The organism is Zobellia nedashkovskayae, assembly GCF_015330125.1.
In the GTDB taxonomy this organism is placed as follows: domain Bacteria; phylum Bacteroidota; class Bacteroidia; order Flavobacteriales; family Flavobacteriaceae; genus Zobellia; species Zobellia nedashkovskayae.
In genome coordinates this window covers 801,733-826,146 of sequence record NZ_JADDXR010000002.1, presented here as the reverse complement: position 1 = coordinate 826,146, position 24,414 = coordinate 801,733, and the positions used below count along the sequence as shown (strand labels likewise).

Here is a 24,414-nt window from a genome sequence, read left to right as displayed (position 1 = left end):
TTTTATAAGCTAACCTGATCTCTACGAAATCATGCTCTTTGCCACTGCGGTGAATTCTTTTTCTAACGCACTGGCCTTGGTAAAGAGAATATTGTTCTCTAAGTGAATATGACGGTGCAAGTCGTCTTCAAATTCTTGTAATAACGCGTACGTAACCTTGTAAGTAGAACAGGCGTCAGCAGGTGGTGTATAATCATTGCTCAGTTTTGCAATGGTTCTAAAACGAACCCCTTCGTTATCATGCTCATCCATCATAGTACTAATTGGGTTTGCTACAGAGCCAAAACCAGGAATACTCAAATCCTGTCCTGATTGTTTTGCTTCAACCATCTTTCTAACAAAAGGGAAGAGTATCAATTCTTCTTTTTTCATGTGCGAGGCCAGTTCGCCGGCAGATGCATTAAAAAGTTCTTTGATTTCAAAAAGTTCAGGATGTTTTTCACCATGTACACGGCATAGTTTATCAAGGTATTGTTTCAATACCGTACTTTGCTTTTCAACGTATCTATGGTGTTTTTTTTCAATGTAATCAACAAGCAAGTCCAATGGCCAAGATTTAAAATCAATGTTATCTTCACTATTTTGTTCTGTTACTGCTTTTAGTTCTGCAGAAAGTACATCAACATTTAAATTATTCTTAAGAGCAACCTCTTCAAGTGATCGGTTTCCTCGGCAACAAAAGTCAATTTTATGGTTTTTAAAAACTTGTGCGGTTCGGTAATCTTTAGCTACAATTTCGCCTACTGTTTGTGTCATAATTTCTTTTTTTTATAATTACTTCATTAAATAGGATAAAATTGTCCTATTTATATTCAAATTTTTTTACCTTCTTAAAGCTGTAAGCCCTTCTTCTAAACCAATGGTCATATCATAAAGACTAGTATTTTCTAACATGGTTTTCAAATCGCTCCGTATTTGGACAAATTTATCGTGAACAGGGCAGGGTTCATTAGCATTACATTTTTTTAAACCAAGTCCACAACCCTCATAGACGTTGTTGCCGTCTATGGCAAATACTATTTGGGCAAGCTTTATCTCATTCATGTTAACTTTTGAAATCTGAAAGCCGCCAGAGGCACCTTTTACGGATTCTACAATATGATTTTTAGATAACTGTTGCAAAACTTTAGCGGTAAAAGCAACGGGAGAATCTATCTTCTCAGCAATTTCTTTTAAACTCACCCGAGTACCTTCAAGCGATTTTAATGCTATGTAGGTTGATGCTCTTATTCCGTATTCACATGCTTTTGAAAACATTCAGTTTTGTTTTACGTTACAAAGATATATCCTTTCTTTAATAGGACAAATATATCCGAGTTAAATTTTTCTATTTGTATTATGAAGTTCTACTTCTATGTTGAAACATCTGCATAAATAGCATCGTACTCATTTTTTGTGCCCTGTTTTTGGTAATCCAAGCTTTATCACCTTCAAAAAGTTCGTCTATGGTTGCAAACCAATGATTAAGCCAAAGACCAAAATGCTCGGAGGTTATTGTTCCGTTGGTTTTGTCTTCTACTTCTTGATGGGCCGTTACTGGGTTGCCTTGATATTTTCGTTTCAGAAAAAGTTGGGTCTCCCAAAAATCGGTTAATAATTTAAGATGTACTTCCCAGTCGGTAATAATTCCATTAAAAATAGGACCAAGAATTTTATCCTCTCTTATTTTTCCATAGAAAGTTTCAACAAGTAGCTGTACGTCATCTCGAGTTTCAATTTCTTTTTTTCCCATCGTATCAAAAATACACTATTGACATTACTTTTAGATGCAAATATCTGCAATAGAGGAGCTTTAGAATATGAACAATATCATGTTTAACAAACTATAGGTATAAAAAAGTGGAAAGAGAATTATGCTAGATTTTCTTTCCACTTTTGCAATACATTTTAATTTTCTATTTTCCTAAATGGTCGTTGTAAAATTGCCAAGCTTGGGAAGCCACATCTCTACCTAATTGCAGACCTGCTATATTATCGGCTTGTATGTGGTAACCGCCCATTACCCTAGACATACCCGCCATATTTGCGGTTTCAGTAAAAGTAGGAAAGTTTATAGTTACCGGTTTTCCAAAATGAATGGTATCAAACTCTGTAAGTGAACCTGGTATAAGTTCTATGGATTCGCCAAAGTACTCCTCACCTGTAAAAAGGCGCAGCGCCTCTGCACAAGCCCCGCTAATGGTGCTGTGTCCAGAAGTGTAACTTGGGAATGGAGGGCATAGAAAAATATCTGGGGAGTAAGGACGCCATTCTTGGCCTTTCATTTTAATAATACCTTTTCCAGGTCCGCCCCAGGCCTTTATAGTTTTGTCTTTGTAGTATTCGTGAACCAGCGCATAAGGACGTGCGTAATCATAGAACATCTTAGAATCCCATGAAGCAATAAAAGCATCCATGGCAGTTATTTCCGTTAAGAAATACATTTTTACATCTTCATCTAACGTATGGTTGTCTCTACGTGAAACGTCTTGTGCGAACTTTAACCAGTGGCCAGCTTGCTGTACAGATTGTGGTCCGTCTCGCATGAATTCTACCAAAGCTATTTCTTCACCGGAAAGGTTAGCCTGCAAATCAACTACCTCTTGAACTTCTTTTTTTAATTGCTCTGAACCTACCAACGGTGGTGGCCCTGGTCTAAATTGGTCTGCCGCGGTTAATGTAATAGGTGCTACTTTTTGCCAGTAAGGGGTAAGACAACCGGGAGCATATTGGCCACCTTTACCATCAGAAAAATATTTTGGTTGCCACCTGTTGATGTCCGTATTTTCATCTGCGGAGTTTACCGGACTGTAGTTGGTATAATCAAAATAAGCTTCTCCATTAGAACCTTCAACCTCACCATATTGATTGCTGCCATCGTTTTTTCTAGCTTCTATGGTAGCCATAGCAGCTAGGTTGCCCACACCTTCTGGCGTATTCGGGTCTGTTGATGCATTGTCCGGGTCCAGACCTAAGTCCGTCATAAATTTTCTGAACATTTCAGTATCGGAATAGTAGTATTCCTTCATCGCACCAAAAGCAGCATAGCTGATGGCAATTTCTTTGTTTTTAAGATTCTGTTCACTGGCAGGCTTACGGTCTACACCTTTTAAATAAACTGGTATAGCAGTCTCATCATAAACAGACCATGCATCAAAAATTGAAATAAAAATTAGGCCAAGGTAACGTGAGGTTATTGTGGGTCTAGGCTTAAATTGCTCGGTGTCCGATGCTGTGGCATCCAACGCCATTTTTCCCCACTTGTAGGCAACATTGTCAATTCCTCTTGGTTCTTCTTGTTTTTCCTGGGCATAGGATGCGCCGCAAGATAATAACCCCATCATAAGGGTTAGTACTATAATACGTTTCATGTAATTGGTTATTAGATTGTTGGTAACTTTCAAATATAGGAAAGACATTAAAAATTTTAAAATTTCTTACGTAAGAACTTTCATCATAAATCCATATAATTCTTCCATTTGTGGTTTCCCTTTTCTTTTACCGCTTCGTCCAAAAAAATAAAGTACAAACCATACCACTACTATCATAGCCATTAACCCTAGTTGTAAGTGGTAGGGCTTGTTTAAAGATGCGCTTGAATACGCCCAAATTCCTATGATGATGAATAAGCATGCTACCGCAAAATGGATAAACATAAAGAAGGTCCATAGGGTAGGGTTAGGCCCAAATATACCATGTACACGGCAGTTGGAAGCATCTAATTTATCTATCTGCAAGTGGAGTTGAGGCGACCAGAAATGGTTGTTCTTAACGTCGAATTTAAGAAAGACATGTTCATCTAGTCTTTTTACCAAAAAAGGAGGGTAACCGGCAGTCTCAAACTTTTGAAGAATATGGTCACTGGTTCCGGCAACATCCAATTGAAACCTTGGGCGAAGTACAATTTCGTTAGGTAACGGTTTCATAAGAAAATTGTTTGGTGGCCGCAGCCGTTAATTATGGCAATCTATAGCGCTTGAAGCTATTTGTGTAACAGGTGCTGGTGATACGTAGGGGATACCCAATCCAAGACCTCTAAGGATAAAAAGTAGACCAATTATCACCACAAAAACAGGAATGGCTTTCTGTACTTTTTGACGTATACCACCTTTTAATAAGTTACTAAAATAAATAGCAACCGTCATTAAAGGCACAGTTCCTAAACCAAATAACATCATATACAGGCTACCTTGTAAAGCATTGCCCATGGCAACTGCTCCAAAAAGTGCCATATAAACTAAACCGCAAGGTAGAAATCCGTTTAGGAAACCAATAGTTAAAAAGGTATCCGGAGACTTTTTCTTTAATTCTTTGCCTAGTTGGTTCTTAACTTTAGAGATGACTTTATAAATGGGTTTTGACAGGTTGTATTTACTGAAAGTTTTATATGGAATTAGTACAACTAGAATCATCAAAACTCCAATAGCTATGGAGAGTTTTTGCTGTGCACCAAAAATGGATAATCCTTTTCCTAGAAAGCCAAAAATGAGTCCGATGATACCATAGGCCATTAACCGGCCCAAATGATAAATAAATATCTGGCCAAATTTTTTGACGTTGTTAGAATGGTCTACCGGAAGCATAAAGGCAATAGGGCCGCACATACCAACGCAGTGCAAGCTTCCCATTAAGCCTAATATGACGGCAGATAGAATCATGGTCTTTTTAAAGAGTTATACTTTCTCTGTGTTGGAAATCCTTCCCTTGGTGTTTCCAAGTTATTTTAATATCCCAACGACCATCCAACAAGCGTTTGTCAGGTATGAGCAAATGTGAATCGGATAGACTTATAGGTAAGTCAAAATCCAAGTGCTTATTGGACGGTCTGTATAGGGATACAATGCCTGATACATTTGTGTCTGCATATCCTTCAGGAAAGATAACTAGCAATCCTTCAGGTGTTTTTTTTAATTCTACTTTTTCATTGGAGTTAATGGCATTTTGCTCCGCATCTATTTCTTTTTGATAGCCAAGTTCTGCCTTGTAATACTCTTCAGTAACCAAATCATGATTGGCATCATGGCTTGTAGTCATTCGTATCACGAAGAACAGTATAAAACTGATGAAAATTCCAAAAGCAATTACAATACCTGCACCCCAATTTATTTTCATGATTTCTTACTTAAATACTATTTATAACTACGCGGTGCCAAAAAGCGCGCCGTGGTGGTCTCTATTAATTTGTCATCACTGTAAACACCAATTTTTAAGGTGTTCTTGTCTCCGCTCAAGGCCGAAGCATTGATTTCTATAAACAAGGTTCCTTCTGCCAAAGCTTCTGGTTGTACATCAAAATTATCCGTTCGCACCAGTTTAATTTCTCCTTTAGGGGATATCAATTCAAAATGAACGTTCTCTACAGGCTTAGTGGTTTTGTTCAACAGTTTGTAAGTGAAGACATTACTAATAATGTTACCTTCTTTATGCTCGTAAAGTTGGCCTGGTAACCTCAAAATATTGGCTTCAAGGTCATTTCTCAAGAACATCATACCTACAAGTACACCGGTCAAAATTACCAATACCGCAGTATATCCTTTTAAACGAGGAGTAAATTTAAACTTCTCTTTCTTTGTAATCTCATCTTCACTGGCATAGCGAATCAATCCTTTTGGAAGATCCACTTTTTCCATGATGGAATCACATTCATCTATACAAGCAGTACAGTTTACACATTCTAACTGCGTTCCGTTTCTAATGTCTATTCCCGTAGGACAAACGTTTACACATTGGTTACAGTCAATACAATCGCCATTGCCTAATGCCTCTCGGTCTTCATTTTTACGCCATTTTTTTCTTCCATTTTCGGCTTCACCTCTTACATGGTCATAAGCAACAATAATAGATTGATTGTCTAACAGCACACCTTGCATACGTCCGTAAGGACAAGCAATGATACACACCTGTTCTCTAAACCAAGCGAATATAAAGTAAAACACTCCCGTAAATATCAGTAGCGATAACATGGTGCTTAAGTGTTGGCTAGGACCATCCGTAACATATTGAATCAAGCGGTCGCTGCCAATCAAATAAGCCAAGAAAACATTGGCTATAATAAACGATATGATAAAAAAGATTATCCATTTCAGGACTCGTTTACGAATCTTTTCAGCATCCCAAGCTTGTCTATCCAGTCGCATTTGAGCGCCACGGTCACCATCTATCCAGTATTCTATTCTTCTAAAAACCATTTCCAAGAAAATGGTTTGAGGACACATCCATCCGCAGAAAATACGTCCAAAGGCAACAGTAAAAAGAGCAATAAAGACCACCCCAATAATCATTGAAATAACGAAAAGGTGAAAATCTTGCGGGTAAAACGGAAAACCAAAGATGTTAAAACGTCTTTCTAAGACATTGAACATCAAAAATTGGTTGCCGTTGATCTTTATAAAAGGAGACGCGATCAAGAAGGTAAGAAGAAAATAACTTACGTATTTGCGGTACTCATAAAGTTTACCGCTAGGCTTTTTTGGGTATACCCATGCCCGTTTTCCATCTTCCTTAATGGTGCCTATAGAATCCCTAAAATTTTCTTGATCTTGTGCCATTTCATTATGCTTTATCAGCTAACAGGGCAAACATGTCCCGTTTTATTTAGTTCATAGTAACCGATGTGGAATCTACTTCTTGTTCGGTACTAGATTCTATTGCAGGAACTGCCTGAGCAGGTGCGTCTGGGTCTACCCAAAGGTCACCGTCCGGAGCTTTTGGATTGGCTGGTGTAGTACCTTGAAAACTCAAGACATAACTAGCAACCTGAGCAATTTCTGCAGGCTTCAAACTCTGTTTCCAGGCAATCATACCTTTACCATCACGACCACCTTCTGAAATAGTATGGAAAACATTTTTGATGCCTCCGCCTAAAATCCAGTTTTGGTCCGTAAGATTAGGTCCAATACCACCACCACCATCTGCCATATGACAGGCAACACAGTTACTTTCAAAAATGGTCTGGCCGGCTTTAAGGTCTCCCGCATCTGTAAGTAGTTCTACCGTATTGGCATCAACAAGACCTTTGGCGGTCTTTTTGTACTCCTCAATCTCTAATTGAGCGGCAGCCACTTCTTGCTCATATTCTTGGTCTTGGTTATAGTCATTATATATCTCAAAACGCACTAGGTAAACCACGGCGAACACAATAGAGGCATAGAATAAATATACCCACCATGGTGGTAGATTATTGTCTAGCTCGCGAATACCGTCATAGTCATGGTCAAGAATAATCTCGCCCTCTTTTTCCATAGGCTTAGAACCAAGCATCTTTTTGTAGACTTCCTCTCCCCATTTCCAATGGAACGATTCACTCTTTGCCGTTAGATACCGTTCTTGCGCTTCTTTTGAAAGAGTTTGGTACATTACATTTTCTATAGCTCTTGTAATTATCGCAATGACAATAAGCAAGAATAGAACGAATACAAGAAATACTTGCACCATTGGGAATTTTATAAACGCAGGTAAATCTCCCGAATCAACAACAAACTCCGTTAAGCCGAATATTAAAAAGAAAACAAGTGGTATTTTAAACCACCAAGTTGATGTGTTTTTCATAGTTCTAGGTTTTGTTGGTTATCGTCTTCAAAAGGTAATTCGCTCACTTCTTTTATGTATGTTTTTGAGGCAGTAATAACCCACCAGAATAACAATATGAAAAACACAAAGAAGATAAGTAGTGATATCATGGGGTAGGTTGCTACGCCATCAATAGTTTCCATGTAACCTTTTACAAATTTGAACATGATCTTTAGTTTTTATTTTTCAGATATAATTTCGCCCGTCTCTTTTATCTTAATGTCCGTACCTAATCGTTGTAGGTATGAAATTAAGGATACGATTTCTCGGTCTCTCATTTCTACGAATTCTTCACCATTTTCTGCGGCATAGGTCTTATCAGCCTCATAATTTTTAGCAAAATCGGGATCTGAATATAAGTTCTTCTCGATTTGTTCGGCCTGAGCATCCATAAGAGCATCGGCATTAGCAATCTCCTCATCAGTGTACGGTACACCTAAGGTAACCATGGCTTCCATTTTTGTTCTTATATTGCTACGGTCATGCTTATCTCTAACCATCCAAGAATAGGAAGGCATAATAGAACCTGATGACGTACTTTGAGGATCATACATGTGGTTTAAGTGCCAGTTGTCAGAATATTTGCCACCAACCCTAAGTAAATCTGGTCCGGTACGCTTACTACCCCAAAGGAATGGATGATCATATACAAATTCACCAGCTTTGGCATACTCACCATAACGTTCTACCTCACTTCTAAACGGACGAACCATTTGTGAGTGACAGCTTACACAACCCTCACGAATGTAAAGATCACGACCTTCTAGTTCTAATGGAGTATAAGGCTTAACACTAGAGATGGTAGGTATATTGGATTTTACCAAAATTGTTGGTACAATCTGTATAAGACCTCCAATTAATATAGCTACAGTAGCTAAAATGGTCAATTGAATAGGCTTACGCTCTAACCAAGTATGGAAAGTTTCGCCAGCTGTTCTGTGTTTTGAAACACGGGTAAGAGCAGCAGCTTCTGCCAATTCATCTTCTATTGTGCTACCAGAGCGTATAGTGCGAACTACGTTATAAATCATAACACAAGCTCCTACAATATACAGGCTACCACCAATGGCACGCATCCAGTACATAGGCATGATTTCGTGTACGGTTTCTAAGAAGTTACCATAAACCAATGTGCCGTCTGGGTTAAATTCTTTCCACATTAAAGCTTGGGTGAATCCAGCTACATACATAGGTAACGTATACAGAATAATACCCAAAGTACCGATCCAGAAATGGAAGTTTGCCAAGCCTATGGAGAACAGTTTATTCTTGGTCATTCTAGGAACCAACCAGTAAATCATACCAAATGTTAAGAAACCGTTCCAGGCCAAAGCACCCACGTGTACGTGAGCAATAATCCAGTCACTAAAGTGGGCAATTGCGTTTACGTTCTTTAGCGAAAGTAAAGGGCCTTCAAAAGTGGCCATACCGTAACCGGTAATAGCAACAACCATAAATTTTAAAACAGGGTCCGTACGAACTTTGTCCCATGCACCACGTAGTGTAAGAAGTCCGTTAATCATACCACCCCAAGAAGGAGCTAAAAGCATAACTGAAAATGCTACACCTAAGTTTTGAACCCATTCAGGTAGGGCAGAGTATAATAAGTGGTGAGGACCAGCCCAGATATAAATAAAAATCAAAGACCAGAAGTGAACTATAGACAGTCTATAAGAGTAAACCGGTCTATTTGCCGCTTTAGGTACAAAGTAGTACATAAGACCCAAGAACGGAGTGGTTAAGAAAAATGCCACCGCATTATGACCGTACCACCATTGTACCAAGGCATCTTGAACACCTGCGTAAACCGAGTAGCTTTTTAATGCGCTAACAGGTAATTCTATATTGTTAAAGATGTGTAGAACAGCTACCGTTACGAACGTTGCCAAATAAAACCAGATAGCTACGTAAAGGTGACGCTGTCTTCTTTTTATCATGGTACCGATAAGGTTGACGCCAAAAGCAACCCAAACTACGGCAATGGCTATATCTATAGGCCATTCAAGTTCAGCATATTCTTTTGTGCTGGTATACCCTAATGGAAGGGTAATAGCCGCTGAGACAATAATTGCCTGCCAGCCCCAAAAGTTGAACTTACTTAGAAAATCGCTATACATACGCGCTTTTAGCAAACGTTGCGTGGAGTAATAAACCCCCGCAAAAATAGCATTACCCACAAATGCAAAAATTACCGCATTGGTATGCAATGGGCGCAAACGACCAAAACTTAACCATGATATTCCGTCGGTTAAGTTGGGGAACATGAACATTAAGGCTAACAATAAGCCTACAGACATACCCACAATACCCCAGAACATGGTTGCATAGAGGAAATTTTTCACGATTTTGTTATCGTAATAAAACTGCTGTACTTCCATAATTATACTTGTTTATTTAGTTGGATTTTCTCTTTTTCAAACTTTTTGGCACTGGTTTTTTTAGTCTTAACCAGTTCGTCGTCAAAAAGCATGCGTACAGATGGAGTATACGAATCATCGTATTGACCGCTTTTCACCGAAACGATGAAAGCGATAAAAAATATGACCGCAATAACAATGCTTATGGTCAATAACACAAAAATGACACTCATACCTACCTGAATTATGCCGTAAAACTACGGCTCGTACTATCTATTTAATATGACTTTTGTCAGGTTTTGATAAATATCTTAAACTTTCTTAATTTTTTATCACAACCATCTGGTATGTAAATATATATGCTATTATTATTTTTAGCAGAAAAAAGTTAGAAATAGTGTTCTTTTTAATCTGTAGTAGAACTGTTAAATGCTGCCTTTTCTGCTTTTTTCGTGTTCTGGTAAATGGAAATTAAGGCGGCAATTATAATCAAGTTTTTTATAACGTATTGACCTAGAAGGGTTGGTGCAAACGGGCTATAAGTAAATGAGGCTTCTTTAAGGAGTAGTAAGGAAGAAAAGGTACACACCATATGCAATAAGGTTACAATAATAGTTTGTTTTCTAAATAGGTCGAATAAAAGAAAAATACCAATACCTACCTCTAAAACGGCAAGCAGAAAAATGGAAACGTTGGGAGGAATTAAACCAAAAGTTAGTGAGGTAATGGTTTCTTTTGCCAATTCTTCGGCCGGACTAACATCATTAAAAAATTTAAGTGCGCCAAACCAGAGATAGACAATAGCTATTGAGGTTTGTAAAAAGGAAATTTTTTTGAAATGTTCTGAAATCGATGAGAGACTAAAAGCAGGCATTTTACTTGAGAGGTAATTAGTGAGTTGTTGGTTTTGCAAACGTAACTTTTTAAACGGATTGAATACGTTTTTTAACTATTAACTTGTGGTCTTGAACGTAGTGTCTTACAAGCTTAGTCAATATTTCTTCCTATGAAGTTGGTAGAGATGGTAGCAAAGGCAACCACGCTTATGGAACTCAAAGGCATTAGGATTGCAGCAATAACAGGTTCAAGTTGCCCGGTAATTGCAAAATAGAGGCCTATGACGTTATAGGTCAAGGATAAAAGAAAACTCAGTTTTATAATTTTCATCGCTTTCTTAGAGGCCAAGATATAGTTGTTCAGTTGTTGAAACTTAGAGGCATCCATAATACCATCACTTGCAGGCGAGAACACATTAATGTTTTCAGATATGGCAATACCCACCTCTGCCTGAGCCAAAGCACCTGCATCGTTAAGACCATCACCCACCATAAGAACCTTCTTGCCTTGTTCTTGTAGAGCTTTTATAAATTCTAGTTTATGTTGTGGTTTTTGATTGAAGTACAACGGAGTAAGCTTAGGTAACAATTTTTCTAAACGAGACTTCTCTCCTTCATTATCTCCAGATAAAATAGCGACATCAAAATTTTTGGACATCTCCTTGAATACTTCGGAAACGCCATCTCGGTATTCATTATGAAAAATATACTTCCCCTTATAGGAGTCGTTACTACTAATATGTACAGATGTGTTAAGGGCATCTGAGATTTGTTCATTACCAACAAATGATGCTGAACCAGCTTTTATATGTTCGTCGTCTTTTGAGCCCTCTATACCTTTGCCAATATGTTCTTCGTATTCGTCTAACGTAATAATGTTTTGTTCGGACAGAAGATTATATAGTGTTCTACTCAATGGGTGGTTAGAACCACGTAGTGTATTTTTTAGCAAAGAAGCTTCAGCTTCCGTAAGTGGCATACCTTCATAGGTGGCGGTACTCTTTTTTGATGTGGTAATCGTACCTGTTTTATCAAAAATAGCGGTATCTATTTGCGCAAGCTGTTCTATGGTGCGCGTGTCCTTTAAGTAAAACTTCTTTCGCCCAAAAATGCGTAACATGTTACCTAAAGTAAAGGGAGATGCTAAAGCAATGGCGCAGGGGCAGGCAATTATTAATACTGCTGTAAATACGTTCATGACTTTGCTAGGGTCATAATAGATCCAAAAAACGGCTGATAAGAAAGCAATGCTAAGCACGGCAATCGTAAATCTCCGGCCAATACCATCGGTTATAGTTTGAAACTTACTGGCTTTATCTTCTTGGAAAATACTGTTTCCCCATAATTGGGTAAGGTAACTCTGTGAAACCGATTTTAAGGCTTCCATTTCAATGGCGCCCTGTAGTTGTTTTCCGCCGGCAAAGACTTTCTCTCCAGATTCTTTTGTTACAGGTTCGGATTCGCCGGTAACAAAACTATAATCAATACGGGCTTGTCCATTTATAAGTATACCATCAACAGGAATCAATTCTTCGTTTCTGATGAGTAAGCGGTCTCCTCTTTTTATATCGTGTACTTGGGTAGTTTCTTCTTTTCCCTCTTTAGATATTCTAGTTATGGCAATAGGAAAATATGATTTGTAATCGCGCTCAAACGAAAGAAAGGAATAGGTTTTTTGTTGAAAAAACTTCCCTAAGAGCAAGAAGAATACCAATCCTGTTAAGGAATCGAAAAAGCCACTTCCCCAATCAAAGGTTATTTCTAGCGTACTACGTATAAACAGCACCAAAATTCCCAGGGCAATAGGCACATCAATATTTAATATTTTACTGCGGAGCCCTTTATAGGCCGATATAAAATAATCTCTACCAGCATAGAAAATTACGGGTAATGAAAACAGGAACATGAGCCAACGAAAAACGGGTTCATATTTGTTGAGCCAGAATTCTCCACCCGATGCATCGCTAGAAGAGAGTTCAAAATAATCTGGAAACGATAGAAACATGACATTGCCAAAAGCAAAACCGGCTACGCCAAGTTTGTAAATTAGGCTGCGGTCTACACTTTTCTTTTTATTATCAAAATCATCAAGGGATATATAAGGTTCATAGCCTATTCTTGCTAGTAGCAAAACCACTTCTTTTAAAGAAATAGTGGCACTGCTATAGGTTATACGCACTGTTTTCTTTGGAAAATCTACTTGACCACTCTTTATAGATGGGTTTAACTTGTTCAGATTTTCAAGTACCCATATACACGAGCTACAATGAATATGAGGTATGTAGAGATTTATAATCTGTAAGTCCCCGTCATTGAACTCTATTAGTTTCTCGGCAATTGGCGTTGAATCTAAAAAATCGTATCTTCCATCAAGAGTTTTTGGAGTAGCTCCGGCAGCAGACTGAATGTCGTAGTAGTAATCAAGGTCATTCCCGGAAAAAATTTCATAAACGGTTTTACAACCATTACAACAAAATTTTTTGTCATCCAGAACTATGGCTTTTTTACCACAGTCGTCACCGCAATGAAAACAATTGTTAGAGTCCATTTAATCATTTGCTATACCTTGCACAAAGATGCTGGATATTAGTGTTTAAATATATGACAATTGTCAGGTTTATTATAGTTTGTGAACGGTACCTTTGTAGGGTTAGGTATAAAAAATAGGATATGAGCAGCAGATGTGAAAATTGCATTATAAGGCAATTCAATTCTTTACGAGCTATGAGTAAGGAAGAATTGAAGAAAGTCTCCGATTCCAAAATTTCTAAAACACTTAAAAAAGGCGAAGCTATCTTTAAAGAAGGTGAAAAGCTGGATGGTGTTTTTTGTGTTCGGGATGGTGTCTCAAAACTGTCTAAACTTAGTGAAAACGGTAAGAATCAAATTGTAAGATTGGCCAGTAAAGGAGAGGTTATGGGCCAACGTGCCGTAATTGCCGAAGAATCTACTAACCTAAGTGCAATTGCTGTAAGTGATATGGAGGTTTGTTTTATACCAAAAGAAATTATCTCTAATACTCTAGATACGAATCCTAATTTTGCTGTTGAAGTTTTACGTCATATGGCGCATGACCTTAGAGAGGCAGATGACGTTATTGTGAACATGTCCCAAAAGACGGTGAAACAAAGAATGGCTGAAGCTTTTTTATACCTTAAAAAGAATTATGGTGAGGATACGGATGGTTTCTTAACGCTTACTTTATCTAGAGAAGATTACTCCAACGTAGTAGGTACCGCTACTGAATCTTGTATTAGGATTATTTCTGAATTCAAGAAAAAAGGATTTATTAAAACTTCCGGAAAGAAAATTGGTATTGCCGACGAGCGTAAGCTTTTAGATTTAATAGAAGGTTTTTGACTTTCTTCTTTTCAAAAAACTGATATTTATCATAGTTTAAACATAGTGTTGGTTCTACTTTTACATTGAAGATTTCAATAAAAAAGTAGATGAAAAATATACTGTTACCTACCGACTTTTCTGAGAATGCATGGAACGCTGCAAGCTATGCTGTAGAACTTTTCAAGAACGAAACCTGTACTTTTTACGTATTGAATACTTATACGCCCCACATTGCGCATAGCCGTTTTATGGCTACAAATGTTAGTGGTGATATGATGGAGGATGCTGCACGATCTCAATCGGAAATGGGTCTTTCCAATCTCATTTCCCGTATGCACACAGAATTTAATAACCCACAACATAAATTTACTGCTGTATCATCCTTTTCTATGCTCGTAGATGAGGTAAAAGCAGTAATAGAGGAGTATGCAATAGATCTGGTTATCACGGGAACAAAGGGAGCTTCGGCAATAGATGAGGTTTTCATGGGTAGCAATACAGTGCGTATTATAAAAACGGTAAAGAAGTGCCCTGTGCTTGCCGTTCCCCAAAATTTTAAATTTAAGACACCGGACGAAGTAGCTTTTGCCACAGATTTCAACAGATTTTATACGCAGTCTGAACTCAAACCATTATTAGATATGGCCAAGACCTTTAATGCGGTTATAAGAATAGTACATGTGCAGCAGAAAATCACTGCATTAACCGAGCTTCAGAAGTTTAATTTAAGTATGCTTCGTAAATATTTAAAAGATGTAGAGCATTACGTTCATACGGTTTCGGAACTGAATTCTATTTCTAAAACCTTAGAGATTTTTAGTAATGAATTAGATATTCATTTACTGGCCATGTTACACTATCAACATAGTTATATGGAAAACCTAACTCGTGAGGCAGTGGTGAAACGAATAGCTTTTCATACACAAATACCTTTATTGGTTATTCCTGAATTGGGTATGAGTGGTTCCTCACAAAGTAAAAAAGAGCAGAGTCTTTCGGCTTCTGAATAGTTCGGGTTCTTCTAAAAAGGAAAAGTTTTTTCTAGTTTTTTTATTACGGCAATATTAAATGTGATATTTCTAAAGATAAAAAATTTACTGCGCTCAATCTTCTTAATTTTGTGGAAAATTAAGTTATGAACCTTCCTAATACAGGTCAGAAAAGAATAGTGATTATTGGTGGCGGTTTTGCCGGAATATCGCTAGCCAAGAAACTCAGTAAAATAGATTTACAAGTCGTATTACTGGACAGGCATAACTACCATACCTTTCAACCACTCCTTTACCAGGTTTCTACTAGCGGTTTAGAACCGGACTCCATTGCATACCCTATACGAAAGGTGTTAAGACATTTGGAAAATTTTTATTTTAGGCTAGCCAATGTTGAACGGATTGAACCTGAACAAAAGGTCATTACAACGGACACCGGAAACCTGGAATATGATTATTTGGTTTTGGCCACGGGTACAAAAACTAACTTTTTTGGGAATAAAGAGATTGCACAACATGCCATGTCTATGAAAAGTGTGCCGCAAGCACTGGACATTAGAAGTTTAATGTTGCAAAATTTTGAAAAGGCAGATGATTGCCAAGATTTAGAAGAGCGTAAGGCATTACTTAATTTCTGTATTATTGGTGCGGGACCAACTGGTGTGGAGCTTGCCGGTGCATTCGCAGAACTTAAGAATAATGTTTTCCCTGAAGATTACAGACATCTGAATATAGATGAAATGGAAATTAACTTATATGAGGGTGGCCCTAAAGTACTGCCGCCAATGAGTGAGCATGCAACTAAGAAAGCCATGGAGTTTTTGAAAGAATTGGGTGTTCGTGTTCATCTTAATGCTATTGCCAGTAATTATGATGGGGAACAGGTAACTTTAAAAGATGGAACTACCATACGCACCAAAAATTTTATTTGGACTGCTGGAGTTACTGGTGCGGCCATAGAGGGTTTTGCGCCCCACATTTTGGTAGAACGTTTAAACCGCTATAAAGTAAATCGTTTCAATCAAGTAGAAGGGTATGATTCGGTTTTTGCCATTGGAGATATAGCTTATATGGAAACTGAGGCCTTCCCTAAAGGGCATCCGCAGGTAGCGCAACCGGCAATTCAACAAGGAGAGTTATTGGCCAAAAACTTAGAAAAGTTATTGCAGGGGAAAGAAATGAAACCTTTTACTTATGTAGATAAGGGAACCATGGCCACCATAGGAAGAAACAAAGCTGTTGCAGATATTAAAAAACTACAGTTTGGCGGTTTCTTTGCTTGGTTTATTTGGATGTTCGTTCACCTAATGGCGTTGGTAGGGTTTAGAAATAAGGTCATTGTATTTTTTAATTGGGCATACAATTATATCAATTACGATAAAGCCGCTCGCCTTATTTTAAGAAGGTTTACTCCAAAGGCATAGTTTAGCCATAGAGTTAGCAATTATTTAAAATCCTTTAGTATATTTGTCCTGTTGTGTTGTAACCCAAAACCTGTATAGGTTTGGGCCAATGAAAGGCTTTCCATGTTGGAAGGCTTTTTTTATGTCTAATACATTTAATAGGGTTGTACAAACAAAGAACTGTACAATGAAATAGTTAAGAGGTAATTGTAGGTTTGTTTACGATTTATCATAAAGAATTACCTCACTTAAAATTAAATTAAGAATTAGACTTTTTGTAGTGGACGATCAAGCACAATAGGTTTGTTGTGTTTTGATGTTCTTCGATCCTGGATTGACATCCATGCCTTTTTAGCTTTCTCTGCTTTTACCTGATGATGTGTTCTGTTCATAATGCAAGGTATTAAGTTTATACTTTCAATACTACTTTAGAACCAGACGGGGGTTTTATACATGTCCAGTTTTATGTCGCTCATTTTCATAAACTTAACGACGGTACAAACTTACATTAAATAGATTTCTTTTCATCGATCAAATGTGTTACTATAACGTTTTTTTCATTTTAATAAATTTGCATTGTTGTGATGATTCCATCCATTTATAAAAAGAGTCAAATATGCGATATCGATAAAAAAACCGTAATTTTAAACTAGATTTTTAAAGAATATTACATGCCTTTATATCATAAGCTGGGGAAGTTTCCGCAAAAAAGACATACCACTTTCAAAAAGAAAGACGGCACCTTACACTATGAGCAATTGTTCGGTACTATTGGGTTTGATGGAATGTCTTCTTTGCTGTATCATTTGTACAGGCCTACACAAGTAAAAGAAGTGGGTAAGACTTTAGATGTAGCACCTAGGGCTGCTGTAGAATATAATATAAAATCTAGGTTACTTCAAGGTTTTCAAGTAAAGCCAGAAGATGATTATTTAGAGAGCCGTAAAACCATGCTTTTCAATAATGATGTGCATGTGGGTCTTGCTGCACCAAGAAAATCGCTCACTAATTATTTTTATAAAAATACGGATGCCGATGAGCTTTTGTTTATTCATAAAGGTTCAGGTACGTTAAAGACCATCTTAGGTGAGATTCCTTTTGAATATGGCGATTATTTGGTGATTCCCAGAGGAATAATATATCAGATTGAATTTGATACGGAAGACAATCGTTTATTGATTACCGAAAGCTATCATCCTATATATACGCCAAAACGATACCGCAACTATTTTGGTCAACATTTAGAGCATTCACCTTTTTGTGAGCGTGACTTTAAATTGCCGCAAAATCTACAGACTCATGATGAAAAAGGAGAGTTTTTAATTAAAGTAAAGAAGCAAGGACAACTACATCATATGACTTATGCCACGCATCCTTTTGATGTTGTAGGTTGGGACGGATACAATTTTCCCTATGGTTTTTCTATTCATAATTTTGAACCTATAACGGGGCGCGTTCATCAACCGCCACCAGTGCACCAAACATTTGAAACTAGTGCCTTTGTGGTGTGTTCGTTCTGCCCTAGATTGTATGACTATCATCCACAGGCTATTCCTGCACCCTATAATCACTCTAACATAGATTCTGATGAAGTACTCTATTATGTAGATGGAGATTTTATGAGTCGAAAAGGTGTTGATGAAGGGAGTATTTCTTTACATCCTGCAGGTATTCCTCATGGTCCGCACCCAGGAACTTATGAAGCTAGTATTGGTAAAACCAAAACTGAAGAACTTGCGGTAATGATCGATACTTTTAAGCCATTAAAATTAACCCAACAGGCCATGGATATAGATGATGGTAAGTATTACAAAAGTTGGTTAGAGTAGATTTATAAGAGAAACTGAATTAGAAATTAAACAAAATAAAATAAGTGATTTTTGACCTTATAAAAAACAGACGATCGGTTTTTCCGGCTCAATATAATGACAAGCCTATAGCTAAAGCGGATATTGAAAAAATATTAGAGGTGGCTAATTGGGCTCCTACACATAAGAAAACGGAACCTTGGCGGTTTAAAGTTTTACAAGGCGAGTCTCAAAAGAAATTAGGGCTATTTCTTTCTCTGAAGTATTTGGAAAATGAACCTAATCCAAAGGAATTCAAAGCCAAAAAACTAATTGAAAACCCAAAGCGTGCAGCGGCTATTATAGCCATCTGTATGCAAAGAGACCCTGCACAAAGTATTCCTAAATGGGAAGAAGTGGCCGCTACAGCAATGGCTGTTCAGAATATGTGGTTATGCTGTACAGAAATGGGTATCGGTTCTTACTGGAGCTCACCGGGATTGGTAAAACACATGAATGATTTTTTTGAAATGAATGATGGTGAAGCCTGTTTCGGCTTTTTCTATATGGGGTATTCCGATGAAGAAATCCCCGAAGGGGAAAGAACTCCAATAGAAGATAAAGTAGTTTGGATGGACTAGAAATTGCTTAGAATTCATTAAACTTTTTACTTGAAAACAAAAAAAACCTTGCGCTTAGAGCAAGGTTTTTTTTATTCTATTTTATAAGCACTAGTTTAAAAACGGAAACAATTCAAGTCGGTAGTTCCAAGCCTTAGAAATGAAAAGACCTAAATAGATTATTGCAATCAAGAACTTCATAAAAGTACCGGTCAAAAAGCCTAGAAACGACCCGAAAGCGGCTTTGGTAGCTGTTTTTCCATCGGCTTTATTCAATAATTCACCTACCAATGCACCAGCAAAAGGCCAAACTATAATACCAAACGGGCCTAAAATCGGAAAGAATAGGGCAACCAAAAGACCTAAAGTGGTACCGATAACTCCATATTTTGTTCCGCCAAATTTCTTTGTTCCCATAGCAGGAATTACATAATCTAGTCCAAAAACCACTAGAGCCAGGGCAGCAGTAATTCCTAAAAACCAACTGTCTGGTGGTACTGCCTTTGTGAGGTGTAATAATAAAAGACCAACCCAGCTAATAGGAGGTCCGGGGAGTATGGGCAAGAAGCTGCCTAAAATCCCGACGAGCATAAAAATGAAACCAAAAATAAGTAATACAATATCCATTTAGTCAATTTCCTGTTGGACGAAGATAAGTACATTTTGTTACACCCTTCATGTCCATCATATGGTTGTTTTTAAATTATAATCTGGCTGTTAGATTGTTAGGAGCATTGATGAGAAAAGTAGATCCATTTTATTTTTTTTGAACTAAAAATTTAGTTTAAACTATGTTTTTAGTTATATTTGTTTTGAGAATGAACTAAATATTTAGTTAAATGAAGCAATTAACAAAGGCGGAAGAAGAGGTAATGCAGCAATTATGGTTGCTGGAAAAGTGTAACGTGGCAACAATAATTGAACAGTTGCCAGAACCAAAACCCGCTTACAACACGGTTTCAACAATTGTTAGAATTTTGGAAAGCAAGGGTTTTGTGAACCATGAAAAGGAGGGTAAGGGATACCTATATTTTCCGCTTGTAAAGAAATCGGATTACAGTAATCAGAGTATAAACAAGTTGGTAGATGGGTATTTTCAAGGTTCATTTAAAAGTATGGTTTCCTTCTTTATGAAGAAGAATGATATGAGTCTGACTGAATTGGAATCCATTTTAAAGGACATTAAAAAAATTGAAGAGCCGGATGGCAAAAAGGAAAAATAATTAAAACCTTATTCTGATGGTACAGTATATCTTAGAGTGCATCGCTTTTCAACTGGTCTTTCTTGTTATTTATGATTTTTTCTTAAAGCTAGAAACCTTTTTTCAATGGAACCGTTTTTATCTTTTAAGCACGTTTTTGCTATCGCTCTTGCTGCCTTTTGTAAAGATTGAAGCTTTTAAAACTACTGTGGAACAGCCTTACATTGAATATGGAGAGGCGCTTTGGGGAGTGGATAATGCGGTTACTCTTAACCCTCAAGAAATTTCCGGGTTTGATATTTCATGGCAAATGGTCTTGTATGGATTGGGCGCGCTAGTTTCTACACTACTGTTGGTTCATAAGTTGCGCCAACTATATCTATTAAGGGCAAAAGGCGACAAGATTAGCTTTAAGGAATATACCCAAATATTGGTTTCTAATAGTAACATTGCCTTCTCGTTTTTTAAATCCATTTTCATTGGAGATAAGGTTTCAAAAACAGATTACACCAATATTATAGCCCATGAGCTGGTTCATATAAAGCAAGGTCATTCTTGGGACTTGCTCTTCTTTGAGCTAATGCGTATTGTAGGTTGGTTTAATCCGCTAGTCTATGTCTATCAAAATAGAATTTCGGAATTGCACGAGTTCATCGCCGATGCAAAAGTGGCAAAGAGTAATAAAAACGAACAATACCAATTGTTGCTGTCACAAGTTTTTCAAACACAGAATATTTCATTCATCAATCACTTTTTTAAATCATCATTAATCAAAAAACGAATCGTCATGTTACAAAAATCACAATCAAAATCGGTTTTTAAATTAAAGTATTTGGCATTATTGCCCTTGGTGCTGGGTATGTTGTTTTATACCTCGTGCGAAAATGATAGTAAGGATGATGCTGCCAATAATGAAAATATCATAACCGTAAGTAGTGTAGATAATCTCTCGGAAGAAGAGGAAACTAAGGTGTATACAAAATTAAAGTCTCTAGCGAATTCGGAAGAAGTTTGGAGCTTGAAGGTAGAAGATTCCGAAAATTCGTTGAAGTTTGAAAGCACAAAGGAGGACGTATTTATTTCTGGAATTAACAATGAGCCAATACAGGCTAAAATGACAATTGATAATAGTGGTTCACCAGAGTATTTTAAAAACTTTATACCTTCTGCGGGAGAACCGTATGATTGGAAGAAAATTTATAAAGAAGATAACCAAGTGCCTTTCTCCTATGTAGATAAAGTTCCAGTTTTTCCTGGATGTGAAGGTGAAACGGACGTGAGAGCTTGCTTTCAACAAAACATGCAGAAACATATTAGTAAACATTTTAAATATCCCGAAGAAGCCCAGAGACAAGGAATTGAAGGTAGGGTAAGTATCATGTTTACCATTGATGAAGATGGTTCAATTGTAAAAATTAGAAAAAGAGGTCCTCATGAATTATTAGAAGCTGAAGCAGTTCGTATCATTGAAAAATTGCCGCGTATGGCGCCGGGTTCTTACGCGGGTAAAACCGTGAAAGTGCCATTTTCAATTCCTATATCTTTTAAGTTAGAACAAGCTGGGTTCAATCCATTTAATGCAGATGCTGACTATGTGCAGATGCAAAAAGAACAAATAGCCAAATTATCTACTGAAGCGCAAATGGCCTATGGGAATTCTGTGGCATTTAGAAATGTTGGCAGTCCTCCTGTTTTTCCCGGCTGTGAAAACGCTGATGACATGTTAGATTGTTTTCAGCAAAGTATGTATCGGCATATTTCCAAGAATTTCAGATATCCGCAGGATACACAAGAAAGAGGGATTCAAGGCAGGGTTCTGGTAATTTTCCTAATGGATACCTCAGGAAACATTACTCATATTTCTACAAGAGGCCCCGATAAATCTTTCGAAGAGGAAGCGGAACGTATTATTTCTAAATTACCTAAAATGATTCCGGGGAAACATAACGGTGAAAATGTAAATGTACCTTATTCTATACCTATCACTTTTAAACTGAGATAAAACTTGAAAACCTTATTTTGTTTTTTTTTACTCGCATGCGGCGCTACGGCAGATGGCCAAATAGCAAATTCCCAATTAGCGGATAGTCTCTATGCTACCGGTAACTATATAAAAGCTATTAACTACTATGCGAAAGATGGTTCCAAAGCTTCCGGTCTCCAGATTGCAAGAGCGTATAACGCCATTGGAAATTACGAAAAAGCAATAGCACAATATCGAAATGTTTTGTCGCTAGATGTAACACTCCAAATCTGTAAATTTGAGTTGGGTAAACTCTATCTAAAGACAAAAGATTTCAGCAATTCAGAAATCTTATTTAAAGACCTTATCAATGTTTCAGATAATAATCCTGAATATCATTTTTATCTAGCAGAGACTTTTCGTGAACAAAAAAAGGTTGGCAATAGTATAACTTCATATAAGAATGCCACGGCAACAGATAGTACCCATCTAAGGAGTCTGTTTCAGTTGGGAAAATACTATGTTGGACAAAGAGAAAAGGATTCGGCCTTTATTTTCATTGACCGTGGACTCCGATTTTACGAAAATGATGTAGCGCTTATAAATTTAAAGGCTTTAGCCTATTTTAACAATGATGAATATATTAAAGCACTTCCTTATTTTAATACGCTTTTAGAGTTAGGAGAGGAAAAGGAGTATATCTATGAAAAACTAGCCTATTGCTATTTTAAGGATTGGGAGTTTGAAAAGGCAAAAGCCAACTATAAAAAGGTCTTAGAATTGAATGAGGAAAATGCCGATGCTTATTTCTATTTGGGTCAGGTATATTGGAAAGATAAACAGATAGATAGTGCGCAGTACTATGTTAAAGAGTCTATTGCAGTTCAGAAACCTTTTCTGGTTAGGGAATATGTTGCCCTTGCTGGAATTTCTAGAAATAAAGAAGATATGAAATCTGCTTTGGAATATTATAAATTAGCTCATGAGGAAGACCCGGATGATGCGCTAATCTATCACAATATTTGTACGGTGGCTGATCAGTATTATAAAGACCCTAAGGTTAAGTTGAAGTATTACGAGAAATTTGACGAAAGGTTCGGTAACAAGAATGATTATATGGCAAAGATGGTAGCCAAACGCATTTCTGAACTAAAAGAGGAAATTCATTATGATGTAAAATAGCAGACCTTGTTTTCTAAATGGTTTTTTTAATAAAAAACTGTCCTTTTGATGAATTTTCCCTTTGCGAATAAGGATTCATAGCACAAACCTCCACAAAAAATCGTAATTTCAGCCTAGAATTAAGGCAATGCGAAACCTCACAATTTTATGTTTTTTGTTCCTGCTTACGGCATGTAATTGGTCGGCTTCAAGGGAAAAGAAAACCCAAGAATTGGTCAACAAAGAAATCTTAGGTATTGATTGGGAAGATGTGGATCAATACCCTCTTTTTGCCGATTGCGACGAAATGGCTTCCAAAGAAGAGCAGAAACAATGTTTTATGGCTACGCTGATGAAACATTTTTCAAAAACACTTGAGGAATCAGATTTTGTGGTACAAGAAGCAGTGAAAGACACTATTTTTGTCGATTTTTTAATGGAAGCTTCAGGGGCTATTTCTCTTTTGAATATTGATAAAGGAGATATAACAGAAATTCAACTTCCAGGTTTTGACAAACAAATAGAAAATTGCCTGAACGGTTTACCTAAAATTGAACCCGCATTAAAAAGAGGTATTCCTGTTAGGGCAAAATTTAGAATTCCTATAGTACTTCAATAAAACAAATTATTTGGCAACGGAAAAAATTATACTCGGCATTGATCCAGGAACTACCATTATGGGCTTCGGTGTTATTAAAGTGGTTGGAAAAAAAATGGAGTTCATTCAAATGAACGAACTGATGCTCAAAAAATACAGCGACCACTACGTAAAATTAAAGCTCATTTTTGAACGCACCATAGAACTTATTGATACGTACCACCCTGATGAAATAGCTATTGAGGCGCCGTTCTTTGGTAAGAACGTACAATCTATGCTCAAACTAGGTCGCGCCCAAGGTGTGGCCATGGCAGCAGGTCTTTCCCGTGAAATTCCCATAACGGAATATTTGCCAAAGAAGATAAAAATGGCTGTAACAGGCAATGGTAATGCTAGTAAGGAACAGGTTGCCAAAATGCTACAAAGTGTACTGGGACTAAAAACGCTACCCAAAAACCTAGATAGTACAGATGGTCTTGCCGCTGCGGTTTGCCATTTTTATAACTCAGGTAGAGTAGATGTCGGTAAAGGGTATTCGGGTTGGGATGCTTTTGTAAAACAGAATAGTTCTAGGGTTAAAAAGTAGTGGGGTAGTAGTGAGTACTTAG

The 24,414-nt window shown here is 37.2% G+C and carries 25 protein-coding genes; 10 read left to right on the top strand and 15 right to left on the bottom strand.

Annotated elements, in window-relative coordinates:
• Positions 1 to 21 precede the first annotated feature (21 nt).
• The 14 genes from ric to IWB64_RS03510 all read right to left on the bottom strand — a co-directional run bounded on the left by ric (position 22) and on the right by IWB64_RS03510 (position 13,289).
• Positions 22 to 756: an iron-sulfur cluster repair di-iron protein gene (gene ric, locus IWB64_RS03575; RefSeq protein ID WP_194532705.1), complete on the bottom strand. Its 735-nt coding sequence runs from the start codon at positions 754 to 756 to the stop codon at positions 22 to 24.
• Positions 757 to 822: 66 nt separating this feature from the next.
• Complete coding sequence (locus IWB64_RS03570) at positions 823 to 1,257, bottom strand: RrF2 family transcriptional regulator (protein WP_194532704.1); 435 nt, start codon at positions 1,255 to 1,257, stop codon at positions 823 to 825.
• 79 nt (positions 1,258 to 1,336) lie between these two features.
• Positions 1,337 to 1,732: a group III truncated hemoglobin gene (locus IWB64_RS03565; protein WP_194532703.1), complete on the bottom strand. Its 396-nt coding sequence runs from the start codon at positions 1,730 to 1,732 to the stop codon at positions 1,337 to 1,339.
• Between the two features lie 163 nt (positions 1,733 to 1,895).
• Entirely contained in the window at positions 1,896 to 3,350 is a 1,455-nt protein-coding gene (locus IWB64_RS03560; RefSeq protein ID WP_194532702.1) for a vanadium-dependent haloperoxidase, read from the bottom strand.
• A 66-nt stretch (positions 3,351 to 3,416) separates the two neighbouring features.
• On the bottom strand, positions 3,417 to 3,905 hold the full coding sequence (locus IWB64_RS03555) for a GTP-binding protein (protein WP_194532701.1): 489 nt from the start codon (positions 3,903 to 3,905) through the stop codon (positions 3,417 to 3,419).
• Positions 3,906 to 3,932: 27 nt separating this feature from the next.
• Positions 3,933 to 4,637 (bottom strand): sulfite exporter TauE/SafE family protein, encoded by a 705-nt coding sequence (locus IWB64_RS03550; protein WP_194532700.1) that lies wholly within the window; start codon positions 4,635 to 4,637, stop codon positions 3,933 to 3,935.
• A gap of 7 nt (positions 4,638 to 4,644) precedes the next feature.
• The gene (locus IWB64_RS03545) at positions 4,645 to 5,091 is read right to left on the bottom strand and encodes a FixH family protein (protein WP_194532699.1); all 447 of its coding nucleotides are present in this window, start codon (positions 5,089 to 5,091) and stop codon (positions 4,645 to 4,647) included.
• Positions 5,092 to 5,108: 17 nt separating this feature from the next.
• A complete protein-coding gene (gene ccoG, locus IWB64_RS03540; protein ID WP_194532698.1) occupies positions 5,109 to 6,527 on the bottom strand; it encodes a cytochrome c oxidase accessory protein CcoG in 1,419 nt (472 codons plus the stop codon).
• Positions 6,528 to 6,573: 46 nt separating this feature from the next.
• Complete coding sequence (locus IWB64_RS03535; RefSeq protein WP_194532697.1) at positions 6,574 to 7,527, bottom strand: cbb3-type cytochrome c oxidase N-terminal domain-containing protein; 954 nt, start codon at positions 7,525 to 7,527, stop codon at positions 6,574 to 6,576.
• Positions 7,524 to 7,715 carry a CcoQ/FixQ family Cbb3-type cytochrome c oxidase assembly chaperone gene (locus tag IWB64_RS03530; protein WP_194532696.1) on the bottom strand — a complete coding sequence of 64 codons (192 nt, stop codon included), beginning with the start codon at positions 7,713 to 7,715 and terminating at the stop codon, positions 7,524 to 7,526. Before IWB64_RS03530 ends, IWB64_RS03535 begins: the two co-directional genes overlap by 4 nt.
• A 12-nt stretch (positions 7,716 to 7,727) precedes the next feature.
• The gene (ccoN, locus tag IWB64_RS03525) at positions 7,728 to 9,926 is read right to left on the bottom strand and encodes a cytochrome-c oxidase, cbb3-type subunit I (RefSeq protein WP_194532695.1); all 2,199 of its coding nucleotides are present in this window, start codon (positions 9,924 to 9,926) and stop codon (positions 7,728 to 7,730) included.
• Positions 9,927 to 9,928: 2 nt separating this feature from the next.
• Entirely contained in the window at positions 9,929 to 10,138 is a 210-nt protein-coding gene (gene ccoS, locus IWB64_RS03520; protein ID WP_194532694.1) for a cbb3-type cytochrome oxidase assembly protein CcoS, read from the bottom strand.
• Between the two features lie 173 nt (positions 10,139 to 10,311).
• On the bottom strand, positions 10,312 to 10,818 hold the full coding sequence (locus IWB64_RS03515) for a DoxX family membrane protein (RefSeq protein WP_226975797.1): 507 nt from the start codon (positions 10,816 to 10,818) through the stop codon (positions 10,312 to 10,314).
• Between the two features lie 74 nt (positions 10,819 to 10,892).
• Positions 10,893 to 13,289: a heavy metal translocating P-type ATPase gene (locus IWB64_RS03510; RefSeq protein WP_194532693.1), complete on the bottom strand. Its 2,397-nt coding sequence runs from the start codon at positions 13,287 to 13,289 to the stop codon at positions 10,893 to 10,895.
• Positions 13,290 to 13,411: 122 nt separating this feature from the next.
• On the opposite strand from IWB64_RS03510, the gene IWB64_RS03505 reads away from it, so the two are divergent.
• The 5 genes from IWB64_RS03505 to IWB64_RS03485 all read left to right on the top strand — a co-directional run bounded on the left by IWB64_RS03505 (position 13,412) and on the right by IWB64_RS03485 (position 18,903).
• Entirely contained in the window at positions 13,412 to 14,101 is a 690-nt protein-coding gene (locus tag IWB64_RS03505) for a Crp/Fnr family transcriptional regulator (protein WP_226975796.1), read from the top strand.
• A gap of 89 nt (positions 14,102 to 14,190) precedes the next feature.
• A complete protein-coding gene (locus IWB64_RS03500) occupies positions 14,191 to 15,093 on the top strand; it encodes a universal stress protein (RefSeq protein WP_194532692.1) in 903 nt (300 codons plus the stop codon).
• A gap of 125 nt (positions 15,094 to 15,218) precedes the next feature.
• Positions 15,219 to 16,496, top strand: coding sequence for an NAD(P)/FAD-dependent oxidoreductase (locus IWB64_RS03495; RefSeq protein ID WP_194532691.1), 1,278 nt, complete (start codon positions 15,219 to 15,221; stop codon positions 16,494 to 16,496).
• A gap of 650 nt (positions 16,497 to 17,146) precedes the next feature.
• On the top strand, positions 17,147 to 18,304 hold the full coding sequence (locus IWB64_RS03490; RefSeq protein ID WP_194532690.1) for a homogentisate 1,2-dioxygenase: 1,158 nt from the start codon (positions 17,147 to 17,149) through the stop codon (positions 18,302 to 18,304).
• A 44-nt stretch (positions 18,305 to 18,348) separates the two neighbouring features.
• Positions 18,349 to 18,903 carry a nitroreductase family protein gene (locus IWB64_RS03485; RefSeq protein ID WP_194532689.1) on the top strand — a complete coding sequence of 185 codons (555 nt, stop codon included), beginning with the start codon at positions 18,349 to 18,351 and terminating at the stop codon, positions 18,901 to 18,903.
• Between the two features lie 90 nt (positions 18,904 to 18,993).
• Here the strand turns inward: IWB64_RS03485 and IWB64_RS03480 are convergent, their stop codons facing one another.
• Positions 18,994 to 19,509, bottom strand: coding sequence for a DUF456 domain-containing protein (locus IWB64_RS03480; RefSeq protein ID WP_194532688.1), 516 nt, complete (start codon positions 19,507 to 19,509; stop codon positions 18,994 to 18,996).
• A gap of 212 nt (positions 19,510 to 19,721) precedes the next feature.
• Here IWB64_RS03480 and IWB64_RS03475 point away from each other — a divergent pair, with 212 nt between their 5' ends.
• From IWB64_RS03475 to ruvC, 5 genes are all read left to right on the top strand, one after another.
• Complete coding sequence (locus IWB64_RS03475; protein WP_194532687.1) at positions 19,722 to 20,105, top strand: BlaI/MecI/CopY family transcriptional regulator; 384 nt, start codon at positions 19,722 to 19,724, stop codon at positions 20,103 to 20,105.
• A 16-nt stretch (positions 20,106 to 20,121) separates the two neighbouring features.
• Complete coding sequence (locus IWB64_RS03470; protein WP_194532686.1) at positions 20,122 to 22,086, top strand: M56 family metallopeptidase; 1,965 nt, start codon at positions 20,122 to 20,124, stop codon at positions 22,084 to 22,086.
• 3 nt (positions 22,087 to 22,089) lie between these two features.
• Positions 22,090 to 23,229: a tetratricopeptide repeat protein gene (locus IWB64_RS03465; RefSeq protein WP_194532685.1), complete on the top strand. Its 1,140-nt coding sequence runs from the start codon at positions 22,090 to 22,092 to the stop codon at positions 23,227 to 23,229.
• A gap of 127 nt (positions 23,230 to 23,356) precedes the next feature.
• On the top strand, positions 23,357 to 23,827 hold the full coding sequence (locus IWB64_RS03460; RefSeq protein WP_194532684.1) for a hypothetical protein: 471 nt from the start codon (positions 23,357 to 23,359) through the stop codon (positions 23,825 to 23,827).
• A gap of 10 nt (positions 23,828 to 23,837) precedes the next feature.
• Positions 23,838 to 24,392 carry a crossover junction endodeoxyribonuclease RuvC gene (ruvC, locus tag IWB64_RS03455; protein ID WP_194532683.1) on the top strand — a complete coding sequence of 185 codons (555 nt, stop codon included), beginning with the start codon at positions 23,838 to 23,840 and terminating at the stop codon, positions 24,390 to 24,392.
• Positions 24,393 to 24,414: the final 22 nt, after the last annotated feature.